Genomic DNA, 14,453 nt, shown 5'->3' with positions numbered 1-14,453 from the left:
TCCGAGCCGGGTCCTGTTAAGGACGCAGTGCAGCGGTGCCTCCAGGGCAAAGACCGTGCAGGCATCCTTACGGTTGGAAAAGGCGGTGCCATCCTTACAGGTCCCGGCTCGGAGGCCGGGACGGTGCGGTGGGAAGGGCAGTGCCCCAGGCAAACCCTTTCCCCGCATCACGACCGCAAGGCAGGCCTGACCACGGGCCTGCCGTTTTTGCATCTTCGTGCCTTCACAGATCAATTCCCGCACGAGGCTGGCCAGTCCGGACGGGTTCAATTCAGCGCTGCACACGCCCACATGCGGGGCCGCTTCACTTTTCTTCTGCTTCGCCGATCACCGCATAGAGCTCAGCCATGGCCTGCTCATGCGGGACGACTCGGCCAGAGGCTGCATCGCCGATACTCTGCTTGATGCCATCGATGATCTTAAGCTCGTGCTCGGCAGAGACGGCACCTGTATCGGCTTGTGTACGAACGAACATACCGTTCTCCAATCTCTCAGACATCACCATCTTCGGCACCTGACGACCGCGCATCACGACCGCCTCTCCGCCGCAAGTCCGAACAGCGAGCGGGCGAGATGCAGGCGGCCTTCGCCAGCGCGCTCGATCATGGCACGGAAATAGCCGCCGGGACGGGAAATCTGTTCCGGATCGCGCAGCGCCTTTTCTGCCACCACCGCAAGGCAGGCCGCCGCCACATAGCGGCCCTGCTGCTCCACCGCTTGCGCATAGGCCGAGGGGCTGACACCGATCAGCACCCTAATCTCCTCTGCCGCCTCGCAGATCGCAGGCCAGGAGGTGAGCCTGTGACGGATAACCGCCTGAAGCTCGGAGCAGGCGCTTTCAACGAGACCCGCCGACACATCATCGAGCAAACCATGATGGGAGGCCCCTTGCGCCCTGCCCTGCTGCCTGTCCCGCTGGGTTTCCCGGCCCGCCCCCCGAGCCCTTGCCGCTTGCCGCAGTTTCGGTTGCTCACGGGCAGGATCGCCGCAATGCTCTTTTTCAAGAGCCATTTCAACGGCGGAGCCGTTGTCAGTCTTCGTGTTTATGTCTCGCCCGTTAGGGCGAGTCCGATTGATGTTACTTTTTGAAGAGTCGGGACGGTTTGTAATAGATAAGGAGGTGACGGGAATGTCACCCGTGGATGACATATTTTCAGAAAAAGCTGCATGATCAGAAGCGGCTGAGTCCAGAGCGTCCTGATAAAGGGCGCGCATCCGCTCCAGCCTGAAGCCCAGCAGCGTGTGCCGTTCCTCAAGGATGGTCTGGGCGCAGGCCCTGAAGCCTTCCAGGCCCTCGCAGGCATCATCCAGATCGGCAATGGCACGGGCAAGACGGGTCAGTTCCCGGCGGGCGGCCTGATCGGCCTTGATCTGCGCCTGAAACGCATCGGCTGCGGCGCGGAAGCTCTCCAGATTGACGCAGGCCGGGGTGAAATCGAGCCCATAGGCCTCGATATGGCCGGAAGCATTGTCCTTCTGCACATAGCGCCGGCCCGTGGGGCTGTCGCGGTAGGCAAGGATCCCGGCTTCCACCAGCCGCTTCAGGCAGCGGATCACCGTGCGCGGATGGCGGCTCGTGTATTCGGACAGGCGCTGGTTGGAGATGGCAACCACGGGCCGCCGGCCGGCCTTGAAATCCTCCGCCTGCACAAGGCCCAGCAGAATGTCGAGCACGTGATAGGACGTGCCATCAATGCCCAGAGCGGGAGCGACTCGCTTGAGAACGAGGGATAGATCCTGCTTCGTGACAACCGGACGGCCTTCCTGCTGCGACAGAACGGCGGACGCAAGAATGCCTGGCGTCACCTTGCGGAAGGTGGCGATCGAAGTGGTGGACATGAAATCCTCCATCCGCCGCGAGCGTCACGCCCGGACGGTGAACAAGATGGAGGTCAGAACGGGGGAAACGGGCACAAAAGTGCTTGTGCGCTCAAGACCGGGTCTTGAACGTGATTCGCTTTTCGCCTACAAGAAAAGGGTGCAAGGTTTCGTGTGGGCGAAGTCCCATTCGACCGTGAAATCGGGGATCATCTGGTTGCCGCCAGATGGTCCCTTTTCATTTGGCCTGTTGCGTCATTCCTGCTCCTTTCCGTGTTTCGGGTCGCTGTCATAGTCCGGTGCTGCGGTCCTGCTGGCGTGATCTTACCCCCACCTTGCCGGGTGAGGGATAGATTTGCCCTCAGATTTTATCGCTGCTGCCGCCGGCGTCCTTTTCAAACTCCGCGTAAAGCTGCTCCAGCTGCCCGCCCAGCCAGGCGCCAAAGGCCGCTTCCTGCTTCGGGATGGTCAGCGTCACGCCGGATGATCCCGTCTTCAGCTTGCCCAGAAGGCGCTTGCCGGAGCGGATTTCCTGTTCGCCCGTCTGGCCGGTCGCCCTCTCTGCGCCCTTGCCGCGCGCGGCCTTCGCCGCAAGGGCCATGCGCGCAGGCGCATCGCCCGCCAGGAAGGCCTTGGCCTCCAGAATGGCGCGGATGCGCGGGGCAGCTTTGGCATCGTCGAACAGTTTGGCAAAGGCGGTCCAGGCCGGCCGGCCGACATTGCGCGCCCGGCCGATCGCCAGAACAATGTCCTCCGGCACGCTGGCCGCCACCTTCAGCAGGGTGGAAACGGTCGATTCCGTCACGCCCAGCACCGGCTGCATGTCGCGCTGCTTGAAGCCCGCTTCCTTCAGCTGCTGCGCCCAAAAGGCCTGCTCGATCCAGGTCAGGTTCTCGCGGACGCCGTTTTCCAGCGACTGCTCGCGGATCAGGTCCATGTCGGACAGCGGGCGCACATAGGCGCGGATCTTCACCGCCTCCGGACGGCCGCTCTCCTGCATCAGCGCCAGCACGGCCGCAAGGCGGCGGTGGCCATAGGCCAGCTGATAGCGCCCCTCCGCCGCCGGGTGCGGGCGCACCAGAACCGGGATCTTCTGCCCTTCGGAGGAGATCGACAGCTTCAGCTCCTCCAGCGCCTCGGCGGCCTCCTCATCGGCGGCAAAGCGGTCGCGGAAGGGCGAAGGGTCGATCTTGCCCGGGTCCAGCGCAACGATGCTGTCTTCCTTCAGCTGCGACAGGGCGCGGCCCATGGAGCTGACGACAGGTGCCACCATCCGCGTACCCTCCGCTGCGGGCGCGGCCGGGGGAGAAGACTGGGACGCGGATTGGGGTGCAGATGCAGGCTGCGCGGCAGGCGCGGACGCCTCCGCCGTTTTCTGGGCTTCAGCCGCCTTGGCCGCTTCCGCCATCATCTTGACGATGGATTTCTTCATCCCTGCCGCCTCCATACGGACTTGACCAGGTCCAGAATTTCGCCGTTCACCTGATCGGCGCTTTCCAGTGCGCGCTTCAGCGGCTCGCGCCCGACTTCGCCGGGCTCGACCTCATAGAGCGACTTCTTGGCAACGCCGGCCGAAGCCACGGCGGTGGATTCCACGGCTTCGGCCACCAGCACATCCTTGCCGAACAGGCTGCGCATGGTGCCGGCCATGATCTTCTGCGGGGCGTCGTTCGGGTTCACCCGCGTCATCAGGAACTTGACGAAATCATGCTCGAACCGCGCGCCCCCTTCCGAAAGGGTCGCCGTCACATCGGCAATCATCTTCAGGAACTGGGCGCAGGAGGAGATGTCCAGCATGGCCGGATGCACGGTGATGATCAGCCCCGTTGCCGCATAGAGCGAGGCGAGCGTCGTATAGCCGAGCGAGGGCGGCGTATCGAGGATGACCAGATCATAGTCCTCCTCCACCGTGCGGATGGCCGCATCGAGGCGCTGGAAGAACAGGCCGAGCTCGTCCGTGGTGCGGTTCACCAGCGCGTTCGGCGTGTCATATTCGAAGTCCATCAGGCGCAGATTGCCCGGCACCAGATCGATGCCGGGGAAATAGGTCTTGCGGATCACGTCCTTCAGCGGCACCCGGTTGTTGTCATAGCGCAGCGCGTCATAGGCCGTGTCGGTGCGCTCGTCCTCGTCCTCGCCGGAGCGCAGGTCCCGGTCCGGCTGGATGCCGAAGGTGGTGGTCAGCGAGGCCTGCGGGTCCAGATCGATGCACAGCACCCGGTAGCCCTGCAGCGCCAGATAATGGGCCAGGTGCACGGAGGTGGTGGTCTTGGACGAGCCGCCCTTGAAATTGGCGCAGGCGATGACCTGCAGATGCTCACCGGCCCGCCGGTGCGGCAACAGCCGCAAGGCATCGTCCGGCCGCTGTTCGGCCAGATACTTGCGCAGCTCCCACACCTGCTCGATGGTGTAGATGCGCCGGTTGTTGTCGGCGCGCAGCGGCTGCGGCCCCTTGCCGTCCAGCGTCAGGGCGCGCAAGGTGCTTTCCGGAATGCCGAGCAGGCGCACCAGATCCAGCGTCGAAAACGTGCGGCCATAGGACTTGCGTGCCTCGGGGGGATAGGTCATCTCGCGCATGGACTGGAGCTTGTCCGACAGGCGCTGGGTGAAGTCCCCGATCTTGGCGGTTGTGTCCTTGGCGCTATCCATCTCGCCTGCGAGCATCTCGATCTCCTGACGGTTTCGCATTCGAGCGCGACCTCAATACCGTCAGAAATGCCTCAGCCCCGCCGATTCTGCAAGAAATATTAGGTTAACGGAAGCTTAAGCCCAATCCCGCCGGGCGGTGACGGACTACACAAAGAGGGCATCGCGTCGGTTTACCGCTGAACAACGCTTGATCAGGCAACGGCCTTGGTGTCGGAGGGGATCGATATCGTCGCGATAGCCGCAACGACAGAGGCGATGCCCGCCAGAATGAATGTCGTGGACAGCGATGACGTAATCACCATGCCGGCCAAGGCTGAGCCCAGAGGGAAGCCGGCCAGATTCAGGCTCATCGAAATCGACATGACGCGGCCGAGTTGTTGTGGGTCGGTTCGACGCTGGCGAAGCGTCAGAAGAGCAACATCGATCGGACCGGACATGACGCCAGCAAGCATAAGGCCGATCGCCAGCCCGCCAAACCCAAACTCAGCTGCCACGGGCCATGCCGCCAAGGCCGTAATTACCATTCCGATCGCCATAATGTGACGCTCGCGACCGGTCGTTCGCAGGTGCCCGGCGAATAGCGCACCAATCCCGCCCGCAGCGCCCATCGCAGCCCATAGGAAGCCTGTCACCGAACTTCCAATGGAAACGTCGTAATGGTTGGCGACAAAAACCGGAACGACGACATACAGAACGCCCCAGGTGATCTGATACATCGAATAAGAGATGGCAAGGCCGCGCAGTGTCGGTTGCCGAGCGACGATCTGGATACCTTCCAAAGTCTGCCGCATGAACGACACCTGCCTTGACGCCAGACCTGAAAGAAGCGGTACGAGGGACATGCATATTGCCGCACCTGCATAGAAGAGGGCGATCACGGACATCGCACTTTCAGGACCAAGCCACGCAACAATGATGCCGGCCATCGCTGGCCCGACGACATCAACGACGGCATAGATCGCCGTATCGAGCGCATTTGCTCGATCAAGTGCGTGAGACGGAACCAACCGAGGCAACAGGGTGCGGGTGCCAGCTGCGCCCAACGGACCGGCGAGGGAAAACAATATCACCAGAAAGAACAGGACCGGTGGCGTCGTCCAGTTGAGCCAGCTCACGACACCGATTGCGGCAATGAATATGGCGCTGGCAATCATGTCGATTCTGACAGCTATCGTCGGACCGACGCGATCAAGCAGAACGCCCGCGATTGGACTAACCATCAGGCCCGGCACGATTGCCGCGAAAGTCAGCCAGCCGGCCAGTGCCGGTGACGAGAACCGCGCCAGCACGAACAGCACCAACGTGAGGATGAACATGCGTCTGGCCAGACGCGAGAGGGTAGCGGCGACAATGAGAGGGCTCAGACCGGGAATTCTGGTGAGGGCTCGGTATGAATTTTGCTGTTCCATCGTGACCTGCGAAAGATGGTTGGATTTTTGAACATTAATCAAGTGCGTTCGGGATGTCTGAGCTGAATGCAAACGCATGTATCAGGCAGTTCTCTGAATGCCGAGACGTCGTAATTCCCGGTAGACAGTTGAGCGACCAAGGCCAAGCAGCTTGGCGGCTTCGGTCGGGCAACGTCTGGGTAGAGCGCTCCTCGTCATATCGCCGCTTCGACAGCTATCTCCTGCCTCCGCAAATGGCAGCGCCGGTCGTCAAAGATTTAGGGCTGCCCGCATCTGCTGACGATTGGCTGGAGCAGCGGGGCCGGGAATTGGACTGGCGGCTGAAGCGGTTCTCAAAACGTCTCCAGAAAAATCAGGTTGAACCGAACCCTGTTCATGCTGGATTGGCTGGAGAATCCTACACTGCGCCAGCGTTGCCAGGCCGGCCTGAATAAGAGTGAACAGCGTCACGCCCTTACGCAGGCTATCTGCACGTTCAGGCAGGGCCGTATCATCGATCGCAGCCATGAGGACCAGCAATACCGTGCGTCCGGCCTCAACCTCTTCATCGCCGCGATCGTGTACTGGAATTCGACCTATTGGCCGACGCGCGCGCGCATCTAAGTTCGACCGGTAAGATCGTGGAGGACGCGATGATGGCGCATACCTCACCGGTCAGATGGGAGCATATAGCATTCTCCGGCGATTTCCTCTGGGAGCAGGCCGCCAGAAGCAGATCGCGAAAAACACTTGTCATCTCTGACGGAGCACGGGCAGCCTCAGTGTACTACCCCTGTTCACGCCAACCGTTGTTCAGTGGGAAACCAACGCGATGCCCTCACAAAGGCAAAAGGCGGCCCCGGATGCCGGGGCCGCCTGTCTTTTAGCGTGGGTCTTGCGTGCTTATTCCGCCGGGGCGGGCATGCCCTGCGGCAGCTTGCCCTTCTTGTAGGAGACGGAAGCCTCCACGAATTCGTCGGCAGCCTTCATGTTGGGCTTGGTGACGAGGCTGACGGCGATGAACAGGAGCGTCGAGACCGGCAGGGCCAGCACCCCGGCATTGAGGCCGAAGAGCTTGTTGCCCGTCAGGTACATCCACACCACGAAGGCAACGCCGCCGAGGATGGAGACCAGCGCACCGGCCGCCGTGCCGCGCCGCCAGAAGAAGGCGCCGATGATGGCCGGAACCGTGACCAGCAGGCCGACGGAAGCTGCCACCGACAGGATGGCGATCATCGAGAATTCCATCGCGGCAAAGACCAGCGAGACGATGGAGATGAACGGGATGATCAGCTTGCCGATGAAGAGCTGGCGCGCGTCGCTGACGCCGCCCGTCACGTTGCTCCACACATCGCGGGCAAAGACCGACGACAGGGTGAGCAGGATCGAGTCGATGGTGGAGACGGCAGCCGCCAGAATGCCGACCATGACCATGACGCCCAGAACCGGCGGCACCAGATCCGAGGCCAGCAGGGTGGAGGTGGCAAGGTCACCCTTCTCCAGCTCCGGGAAGGCGACGAAGGCGGAGAAGCCCCAGAGCACCGACACGACCGTATAGACGAAGCCGAAGCACAGGAAGATCACCAGCATGCGGCGCAGCGCCTTGAGGGAGGCCGGCATATAGAGGCGCTGGCTCACCTGCGGGTTGGAGATGGCGAAGAAGAACCACGGAATGGTCAACCCCAGGAAGGTGGTGAAGCTGAAGAGGCCGGGTCCGGGCACCTGCAGCAGCTCCGGCTTGGTGGCCTGAATGGCACCGAAGAGGCCGGAGAAGCCGCCCAGCTCGATCAGCACCAGACCGCAGACCAGCACCGAGGCGACGATCATCATCAGCGCCTGCAGGCTGTCCGTCCACATCACCGAGCGGATGCCGGCCACATAGGAGAAGATGATGGCCAGCACCATGGAAATGACCACGCCCCACAGGAAGGGAATGCCGCCGCCGGTCATGCCCGACAGGAGGTAGCCCACGCCCGACAGCTGCACCGCCGAATAGGGGATGAGGAACACGAGGCTGACGAGACCGGCCGCCACGGCCACCCAGCGGCTGCCGTAACGCGTGCCCAGCATCTCATAGGGCGTGACGAAGCCGTATTTCTTGCCCACCGCCCAGAAGCGCGGGCCGAAGATGGCGACGAGCGACACGCCGGCGAAATAAATGATCTCGAAGCCGAGGGCGCCAACGCCGCCCTTGAAGGTGAGACCGGCAAGGCCGATCATCATGAAGGCCGAATAGGTGGTGGCCGAGTAGCTCAGCGCCGACAGCACGCCGCCCATGGAGCGCCCGCCGATGAAATATTCGGACATGCTGGCGGACTCGCCCGAGCGCGAGATATAGGCCACCACGAAGGAGGCGAGGACGTAGATCACCAGTCCCCAGACGACAAGGGTCACACTCATGCCTCGTCCTCCTCGAAGCTGGACGTCGCCAGAATGTTGAGGACGATGACGGCAACACCCGCCACGCACCAGAACAGGAACGAGCCATACCACTCCGCCACATTGGTGAGCAGCGTATAGGGTATGGCGTAGCAGGCGAGGACGACCACGCCTATCAAGTATAGAGCAGCTTTCGACATGTGGTGACTTCCCTCTAGAGATTGGTGGGTTGTTTTCTCCGCCTTGTACCCGGCGGTTTGAACGGGCGTTGCACGGCGCCCGCAAGTTCCCCGGCCGTCCGCCGGAGCACATCAGGTGACAGGCTCAGCGCCCGGAAGGGGCAAGACCTGTGAGCCAGCTTTCAATGTCCGCCGCATCGGTCACGTCGGCATATTTCTGGCCCATGTCATAAAGGTTGGCGTCATGCGGGGCCGCCGCGCGGTCGGCGCAGCAATCGGCCGGAACCAGCACGTTGAAGCCGCTCTGCACCGCATCCACTACGGAAGCACGCACGCAGCCCGATGTGGTGGCACCGGTGACGACCAGCGTGTCCACGCCCGCACCCGTCAGCAGGCCAGCAAGTGCCGTGCCATGAAAGGCGGAAGCGCCCTTCTTGGTGATCACCGGGTCCTGCGGCTGAATGCCCGTTGCCGCGTCAATCTCCACCAGCCGGCTGCCTTCCAGAAGGGCAGCCATGCCGGCCGCCTTGCGCAGCCAGGGCAGCAGGGCAATCTCGCCGGGGTGATAGGCAATCGTGGTGTAGATGACCGGAAAGCCCTTGGCGCGGGCGATATCCGTCAGCCGCCGTGTGGCGGCCATCTGCGCGCTCATGTCCGCCGCCGTCGGATAGGCGGTGTCGGTGAAGCCGTAGGTGAAATCAACCACCAGAACGGCAGGCCTCGTGCCGCGCGGCACCGGCTGGCCAAACCCGGCCGCCTGATATGTTTCTTCCTGCTGTGTCATGTCCTTGCCCCCCTTCGGCTGGACGCTTCCCGCAGCTCAAAGACTGCGGCCTCTCCTCTTGCCGCAGCCCCCTCTCCCCCCTTGAGGGGGAGATGTCTGCGCCAGCAGACAGAGGGGGGTAGCAGCGCCGCAATACGGCATTACCTCTCGTATGACTGGACAGTCCGTTACCCCCCTCTGCCCCCTTCCGGGGGCATCTCCCCCTCAAGGGGGGGAGAGGAGTTGGAGCCAGCCTGGCCGCCCGTTGTAAACACTGCCCCCTCGTGGGGAGGGGGTGGAGGCCAATCAGCCCCGCGCCATCTGGATGTCCTTCACGACGATGTCGCCATCGATCACCACCGGTTCATCGTCGAGAAACAGCGAGCAGCCGCGCATCGGGATGTCGAGGTGGCAGGCGGTGTCGTTTGGTCCGCCCAGTTCGTTGTTCGGGCCGGTGGAGAACATGACGTTGCCGTAGAAGCTGCGCGGCTCCATGCCCATGCCGCCGGGGAAGGCGCCCGGCACCATGTTGTGCCACCTGGCATGGGGGTTCATGCCCCAGCCCACATGGCTCATGCCCATGCCGCGCGGATCATTGAAGGCGTCCATGTAGGACTTCACCAGCTCCGCATCGAGGCCGCCGCGAATGTCGCGCACGAAGCCCTTTTCGATGGTGTAGATGATGGGCTCGCGCACATAGATGTTCTGCGGCAGCAGGATATCGCCCGGCGCCACCACGATCTGTCCGTCCACGCCGTCATCATCCCCGCCCGTGAAGACAAAGCCCGAGGGCCAGTGGTCCCAGCGGCCCGGCTCGTCGGTGCAGGCATATTCCGTCACCGTGGGATAGGTGTTCAGCTTGTAGGTCACATCCGTGCCATGGCGCGAGGTGATGCGCATGACCTTCGCCTTGGCCAGCATTTCCCCGGCGATTTCCACCTTCTCGCGGATTTCCTTCGTCGGCAGCATGCGCGCCAGCAGCTCCGGCGGCTCCACGGCGGTGAGAATGCGCGTGCCGGCGGCCTGAATGGCCATCTGCTCGGGCGAGAACAGCAGGAACACGCAGTCGATCAGCATGTCGCAGGCCTTCAGCGCTTCCACCGCATCGGGCATGGCGGCCAGGCCGGTGACGCCGACGTTCCAGCCGCTCATGGGCAGCGGCGCGGGCAGGCGCATGTGATACATCAGCGCGCCAAGACGCTGGCCTGCGGCCATGAAGGCATCGGCATAGTCGAGCCGGTCGCTGCCCTGCGTCAGGACGATGAGCTTCTCGCCCTCATGCACGCCCGACATCTTCAGCTGATGCAGGCAGATCTCGGTAAAGCTGGCGTGGTCCATGTGCTGTGTCCTCTTCTTATCTCTTGGGGCTTAGGCCCGGAAATCCACGACGGCGGAGAGGAAGCCCTCCAGATCGTCCCAGGGGATCATGTGCCCGGCCTTTTCGACGATCATCACCTCGATGCCCGGCGAAAGCTGGCAGATCTCCGCGATGTCCTCCTTGCCGATCACCGCAGCTCCGCCCGCCACCACAAGGCGCATGGGAAGGCGCAGATGCGGCAGGTCGGCGTGGATGTCGTCCGTGTGGAAGCCGTCATAGGCGGTGCGGATTGCGTCGAGCTGGCAGGTGTGCAGCCACTCGGCGCGGATCGCGTTCTGCTCGTCCGTCCAGGTGGGGCAGAAGCGGCGCATGTCTTCGCCCGAACAGCCCTTCTGCGCCATGAGGATGGACTCCTCATACCAGTTCCAGGCCGAAGGATAGGCCCGCCGTCCGGGGCCGGAGACCGGCGGGTCCACCAGCACGAGGCCGGAAAAGGCCTCCGGCGCCTTGCGGGCGGCGCGGATGGCGGTGCGGGCGCCCATGGAATGGCCCAGCACCACCGGCTTGCCGAGGCCGGCGGCTTCCGCCACCGCAATCGCATCTTCCGCCATGGCATCGAGCGAATAGTCGAGCGCCCCTGCTTCACTCAGGCCGCGGCCGCGCACGTCCAGCACATGCACATCGAAAGCCCCGGTCAGGCGCTCGGCGACAAAGCCCCAGGTCACCGCCGGCGAGGTGATGCCCGGAATGAGCAAGAGCGAAGGCCCGTTGCCGGCGTGATGCACCAGATGCTGGCGGATGCCATTGGCGTGAACGTTGTAGCCGCGTGCCATCATCGCCCCCTCAATATGCGCCGGACAGCAGCGTGCCGCCGCCGGGAACGCGGGTGTCGAGATCCAGCGCTTTCAGCATCTGCCATGTGGTGGCAATCGCCGCCGTCAGCACCGGCTTGCCAGTGATGGCTTCCGCCATGGGCACGGCCGGCAGCGAGGGCATCTGCACGCAGGCGGACAGAACCACCGCGTCCACGTCATCGGTCTTCATGCCCTTGACGATGCCCGGCAGGTTCATCGGGTCATGGGCGGCAACGGCCAGATTGTCCGGGATTTCCAGCGCCCGCCAGTCGCTCACCTCGATGCCCTCATTGCGGATATAGGCAACGACCAGCTCCGTCAGCGGCTTCATGTAGGGCGCAACCAGCGCAATTTTCTTCGCGCCAATGGCCCGCAGCCCCTCGACCAGCGCCCCGGCAGAGGTGACCACCGGCGCGGCATTGCCGTTCTCGACCGTCACGCCATGCAGGCGGGTCTGGCTCTGGCAGTGATAGCCAAGGCCCATGGCCATGATCGCCACGAGGCAGGCGTAACCCATCACGTCAACGCGGGCGTCGGAAAGCTCCAGCGCGCAACGGTCGCTGTCCGCATCCATCGCCGCCAGCTCTTCCTTGGTCACGTGCTTCATGCGCATGCGGGAGGAGTGGAAGGTAAACCGCTCCGGCGCAATCTGCTCGCGCATGCGCAGCAGCGCCGGGATTTCCGTTTCCATCGTCACGTTCGAGCTCGGGACGATCTGCCCGATACGGTAGGTCTTCATGCCTGTGGCTCCCTCCATTCACTGGAAGCCACGTTAATTATTCATTTGAATAATAACAAGCCCATTTTTTCACCGTGCCGCCATATCGCGCTGCACCATCATTCAGCAGCGGTGAAAAAAGCCAGAGCGGCACACGCAATTTGGTCACAGCGGCACAGCCTCTCCATTCCCCTCCCCCTTGAGGGGAGGGGGTAGGGGTGGGGGTCTTCACGCAGGAGCGCAGCTTGATGGGCTCTCGTCTCCCCCGCCTCACGCTGAAATGAAAATACCAGGTTTCTTCAATCCCTTACCCCCACCAGGGGCAGTGCTTAGATTGGGCGCACAGAGGAGGGTTGTGCCTTCGTTTTACCGCAGCGCTCCTCTCCCCCCTTGAGGGGGAGATGTCAGCGCAAGCTGACAGAGGGGGGTAGCGGCGGCGCAGCACAGCAGGAACTCTCGTAACAAGCGGATAGTCAGATACCCCCCTCTGCCCCCTGCCGGGGGCATCTCCCCCTCAAGGGGGGAGAGGAACTGGAGCCTGACTGACAGTCCGTTGCAGACACTGCCGCTCAAAAAACGGGAGGAGCGGAAAACCCCCGCCCAATCACAACGGCGCGCGCAGGCCTGCCGAGAGGAAGCGGACCAGATGGTCGAGCATCTCGTCCTTGCCGAAGGCGGTGAGGTGGCCTTCCGTGAGGTCGCCGATGCGGCCCAGGTCGTTGAGCATGAAGAGATAGGCGCCGACGAGGAAGGCCATGCGCACGCTGATGATATCCTTCGGCACATGCGGCAGGATGCGGGAAAGAACCGCGATGTAGCGCTTGACCGAAGCGTCATAGACCTCGCGGCGTAGGCGCAGCGCGTGCTCTTCCGGCTCGGCATGGAGCCGGGCCTGCATGGCGACAAAAGCGGCACCGTTGGGCCCGGAATATTTCATGTCCCACTGGGGCTTCAGATAGGCGAAGACCACATCCTCCACCGTGGGCGTTTCGGTGAATTCCAGCAGCCGGTCCAGATTGACATGCCGGTGCCCGGCCAGCACCCCGCCCCGGCGGCGGAAACACTCGTCGAAGAGATCCACCTTGGAGCCGAAATAGTAGCGGATCAGCCCCTGATTGACCCCGGCGCGGGCCGCGATATCGCGCAGGTTCGCGCCCTCGAAGCCCGCCTCGGCAAAGGCCAGCTCCGCATGATCAAGAATCTGGTCCTTCAGATCCGGTGCCGCACCCGCCTGCTCGCCCCGCGCCGGACGCCCCGGCCCGCGCGGCTTGGACCGCTTTCCTGCACTGGACTTTGCCTTTGCATCTGCCGGAGGTGTCTTGCTGGTTTCCGCCACGCGGATTTCCTCATGTCTCGTGTCTGACCCCAACCGGAGGGCCGTGTTTGCATTGGATGGCCAGAGAAGGAAAGCGCCCTCCTCTTGCCGCAGCGCCCCTGAGGCCTGCGTCCTGGCCATTCCGCCGTGGCGCTTCAGCCCCCCTCCCCCTCGTGGGGAGGGGTGAGGGGTGGGGGGAAGCCTTTCCGGCTGGCAGAGTATCCATTGCTTCCCTTCTCCAGCTTCTTCAGGAAAAGTTCTGCTTTCCAATCCCTTGCAACCTCAGAGCCCCCCACCCCTTACCCCTCCCCACGAGGGGGAGGGGGGCGGAGAGGTCCTGCCGTCATCCCGTCAGCCCATCATGCCGGTGCATTCTTCCTCCGCGCGCCCAAAGCCACCATTGCCTCCTCAAGGAGAGAGACGAACTGCTGCCTGACTGGCCACCCCGTGTAAAGACCACCCCAATCAGAGGGCAAAAGATTGCTGACTCATACGCTCATATTATTCGGATGAATAATTAAATCAGCCGCTTCAGCAAGGCAAGGAAGGTTGCCTGCTCCTCCGGCGAAAGGGGCGCAAGCGTTGCCTCGGTGATGGCGCGCATTTGCGGCACAATCTCGTCCAGCAGATCGCGGCCCGCCTGCGTGGTGGAAAGAAGATGGCGGCGCTTGTCCTCGCCGTCCTTTTCCAGCCGGATCAGCCCGCGCGCGATCAGCCGCGTGACGACCCCCTTCGTCGTCGCCGCATCCATGCCCGCCAGCCGCCCCAGCGCATTCTGCGACACCGGCCCGCGCACCTCGCGCAGGCGGAACAGGGTGGAAAACTGCGTCGGCGTCAGCCCGCCGGTCATCCGCTCCGTGAAAATCGAAATATGCCGCTGATAGGCAAGGCGCAGCAGGAATCCCGCCTGCTCGTCCAGCACATAGGCCTTCTCGCTGGCCCTGTCATTTCCGGATGCTGTCATCAGCCCGCAGTCCCCCCGCCGGTCCTTTTTGTTTGAATCTGCCTTATCACGAGTTCCGCAGCAAAGGTTGCAGTTTCGCATGCGTGTCAGCCCGGATGCCGGCCGCGC

The 14,453-nt window shown here is 63.2% G+C and carries 13 protein-coding genes and 1 pseudogene; 1 reads left to right on the top strand and 13 read right to left on the bottom strand.

What is annotated here, in order from left to right:
* Nucleotides 1-304: 304 nt before the first annotated feature.
* From IF10I1_RS10835 to IF10I1_RS10815, 5 genes are all read right to left on the bottom strand, one after another.
* Nucleotides 305-529, bottom strand: a complete 225-nt coding sequence (locus IF10I1_RS10835) for a hypothetical protein (RefSeq protein WP_186392269.1) — start codon at nt 527-529, stop codon at nt 305-307.
* A complete protein-coding gene (repC, locus tag IF10I1_RS10830; protein WP_208977633.1) occupies nt 529-1,839 on the bottom strand; it encodes a plasmid replication protein RepC in 1,311 nt (436 codons plus the stop codon). Before repC ends, IF10I1_RS10835 begins: the two co-directional genes overlap by 1 nt.
* 340 nt (nt 1,840-2,179) lie before the next feature.
* Entirely contained in the window at nt 2,180-3,250 is a 1,071-nt protein-coding gene (gene repB / locus IF10I1_RS10825; RefSeq protein ID WP_208977153.1) for a plasmid partitioning protein RepB, read from the bottom strand.
* Entirely contained in the window at nt 3,247-4,506 is a 1,260-nt protein-coding gene (gene repA / locus IF10I1_RS10820; RefSeq protein ID WP_119396771.1) for a plasmid partitioning protein RepA, read from the bottom strand. The genes repB and repA overlap by 4 nt, the downstream gene beginning before the upstream one ends.
* A gap of 152 nt (nt 4,507-4,658) precedes the next feature.
* Nucleotides 4,659-5,876, bottom strand: coding sequence for an MFS transporter (locus IF10I1_RS10815; protein ID WP_186414976.1), 1,218 nt, complete (start codon nt 5,874-5,876; stop codon nt 4,659-4,661).
* A gap of 354 nt (nt 5,877-6,230) precedes the next feature.
* Here IF10I1_RS10815 and IF10I1_RS10805 point away from each other — a divergent pair.
* Nucleotides 6,231-6,583, top strand: a pseudogene (locus IF10I1_RS10805) (Tn3 family transposase); the annotation flags it as partial.
* A gap of 175 nt (nt 6,584-6,758) precedes the next feature.
* Here IF10I1_RS10805 and IF10I1_RS10800 read toward each other — a convergent pair.
* From IF10I1_RS10800 to IF10I1_RS10765, 8 genes are all read right to left on the bottom strand, one after another.
* Nucleotides 6,759-8,255: a sodium:solute symporter gene (locus IF10I1_RS10800; RefSeq protein WP_186414963.1), complete on the bottom strand. Its 1,497-nt coding sequence runs from the start codon at nt 8,253-8,255 to the stop codon at nt 6,759-6,761.
* Nucleotides 8,252-8,434 (bottom strand): hypothetical protein, encoded by a 183-nt coding sequence (locus tag IF10I1_RS10795; RefSeq protein WP_050475468.1) that lies wholly within the window; start codon nt 8,432-8,434, stop codon nt 8,252-8,254. The genes IF10I1_RS10800 and IF10I1_RS10795 overlap by 4 nt, the downstream gene beginning before the upstream one ends.
* Before the next feature lie 124 nt (nt 8,435-8,558).
* Nucleotides 8,559-9,197, bottom strand: a complete 639-nt coding sequence (locus tag IF10I1_RS10790) for an isochorismatase family protein (RefSeq protein ID WP_119396769.1) — start codon at nt 9,195-9,197, stop codon at nt 8,559-8,561.
* A gap of 285 nt (nt 9,198-9,482) precedes the next feature.
* Nucleotides 9,483-10,514 carry a leucyl aminopeptidase gene (locus IF10I1_RS10785; RefSeq protein ID WP_122523321.1) on the bottom strand — a complete coding sequence of 344 codons (1,032 nt, stop codon included), beginning with the start codon at nt 10,512-10,514 and terminating at the stop codon, nt 9,483-9,485.
* Nucleotides 10,515-10,544: 30 nt separating this feature from the next.
* On the bottom strand, nt 10,545-11,327 hold the full coding sequence (locus IF10I1_RS10780) for an alpha/beta fold hydrolase (protein WP_305790722.1): 783 nt from the start codon (nt 11,325-11,327) through the stop codon (nt 10,545-10,547).
* A 10-nt stretch (nt 11,328-11,337) separates the two neighbouring features.
* Entirely contained in the window at nt 11,338-12,039 is a 702-nt protein-coding gene (locus IF10I1_RS10775; protein WP_115336663.1) for an Asp/Glu racemase, read from the bottom strand.
* Nucleotides 12,040-12,670: 631 nt separating this feature from the next.
* The gene (locus IF10I1_RS10770) at nt 12,671-13,402 is read right to left on the bottom strand and encodes a TetR/AcrR family transcriptional regulator (RefSeq protein WP_122523319.1); all 732 of its coding nucleotides are present in this window, start codon (nt 13,400-13,402) and stop codon (nt 12,671-12,673) included.
* Nucleotides 13,403-13,898: 496 nt separating this feature from the next.
* Nucleotides 13,899-14,345 (bottom strand): MarR family winged helix-turn-helix transcriptional regulator, encoded by a 447-nt coding sequence (locus IF10I1_RS10765; RefSeq protein WP_186392260.1) that lies wholly within the window; start codon nt 14,343-14,345, stop codon nt 13,899-13,901.
* Nucleotides 14,346-14,453 lie beyond the last annotated feature (108 nt).

Source organism: Pannonibacter sp. I15F10I1, assembly GCF_900185665.1.
GTDB lineage: Bacteria > Pseudomonadota > Alphaproteobacteria > Rhizobiales > Stappiaceae > Pannonibacter > Pannonibacter indicus.
This window is presented reverse-complemented; position numbering and strand designations above follow the sequence as displayed.

What these genes read in the sequence shown, in the direction of transcription:
- IF10I1_RS10835 (WP_186392269.1), bottom strand. Translation starts at nt 529, where the DNA reads ATGCGCGGTCGTCAGGTGCCGAAGATGGTGATGTCTGAGAGATTGGAG.
- repC (WP_208977633.1), bottom strand. Translation starts at nt 1,839, where the DNA reads ATGTCCACCACTTCGATCGCCACCTTCCGCAAGGTGACGCCAGGCATT.
- repB (WP_208977153.1), bottom strand. Translation starts at nt 3,250, where the DNA reads ATGAAGAAATCCATCGTCAAGATGATGGCGGAAGCGGCCAAGGCGGCT.
- repA (WP_119396771.1), bottom strand. Translation starts at nt 4,506, where the DNA reads ATGCGAAACCGTCAGGAGATCGAGATGCTCGCAGGCGAGATGGATAGC.
- IF10I1_RS10815 (WP_186414976.1), bottom strand. Translation starts at nt 5,876, where the DNA reads ATGGAACAGCAAAATTCATACCGAGCCCTCACCAGAATTCCCGGTCTG.
- IF10I1_RS10800 (WP_186414963.1), bottom strand. Translation starts at nt 8,255, where the DNA reads ATGAGTGTGACCCTTGTCGTCTGGGGACTGGTGATCTACGTCCTCGCC.
- IF10I1_RS10795 (WP_050475468.1), bottom strand. Translation starts at nt 8,434, where the DNA reads ATGTCGAAAGCTGCTCTATACTTGATAGGCGTGGTCGTCCTCGCCTGC.
- IF10I1_RS10790 (WP_119396769.1), bottom strand. Translation starts at nt 9,197, where the DNA reads ATGACACAGCAGGAAGAAACATATCAGGCGGCCGGGTTTGGCCAGCCG.
- IF10I1_RS10785 (WP_122523321.1), bottom strand. Translation starts at nt 10,514, where the DNA reads ATGGACCACGCCAGCTTTACCGAGATCTGCCTGCATCAGCTGAAGATG.
- IF10I1_RS10780 (WP_305790722.1), bottom strand. Translation starts at nt 11,327, where the DNA reads ATGGCACGCGGCTACAACGTTCACGCCAATGGCATCCGCCAGCATCTG.
- IF10I1_RS10775 (WP_115336663.1), bottom strand. Translation starts at nt 12,039, where the DNA reads ATGGAAACGGAAATCCCGGCGCTGCTGCGCATGCGCGAGCAGATTGCG.
- IF10I1_RS10765 (WP_186392260.1), bottom strand. Translation starts at nt 14,345, where the DNA reads ATGACAGCATCCGGAAATGACAGGGCCAGCGAGAAGGCCTATGTGCTG.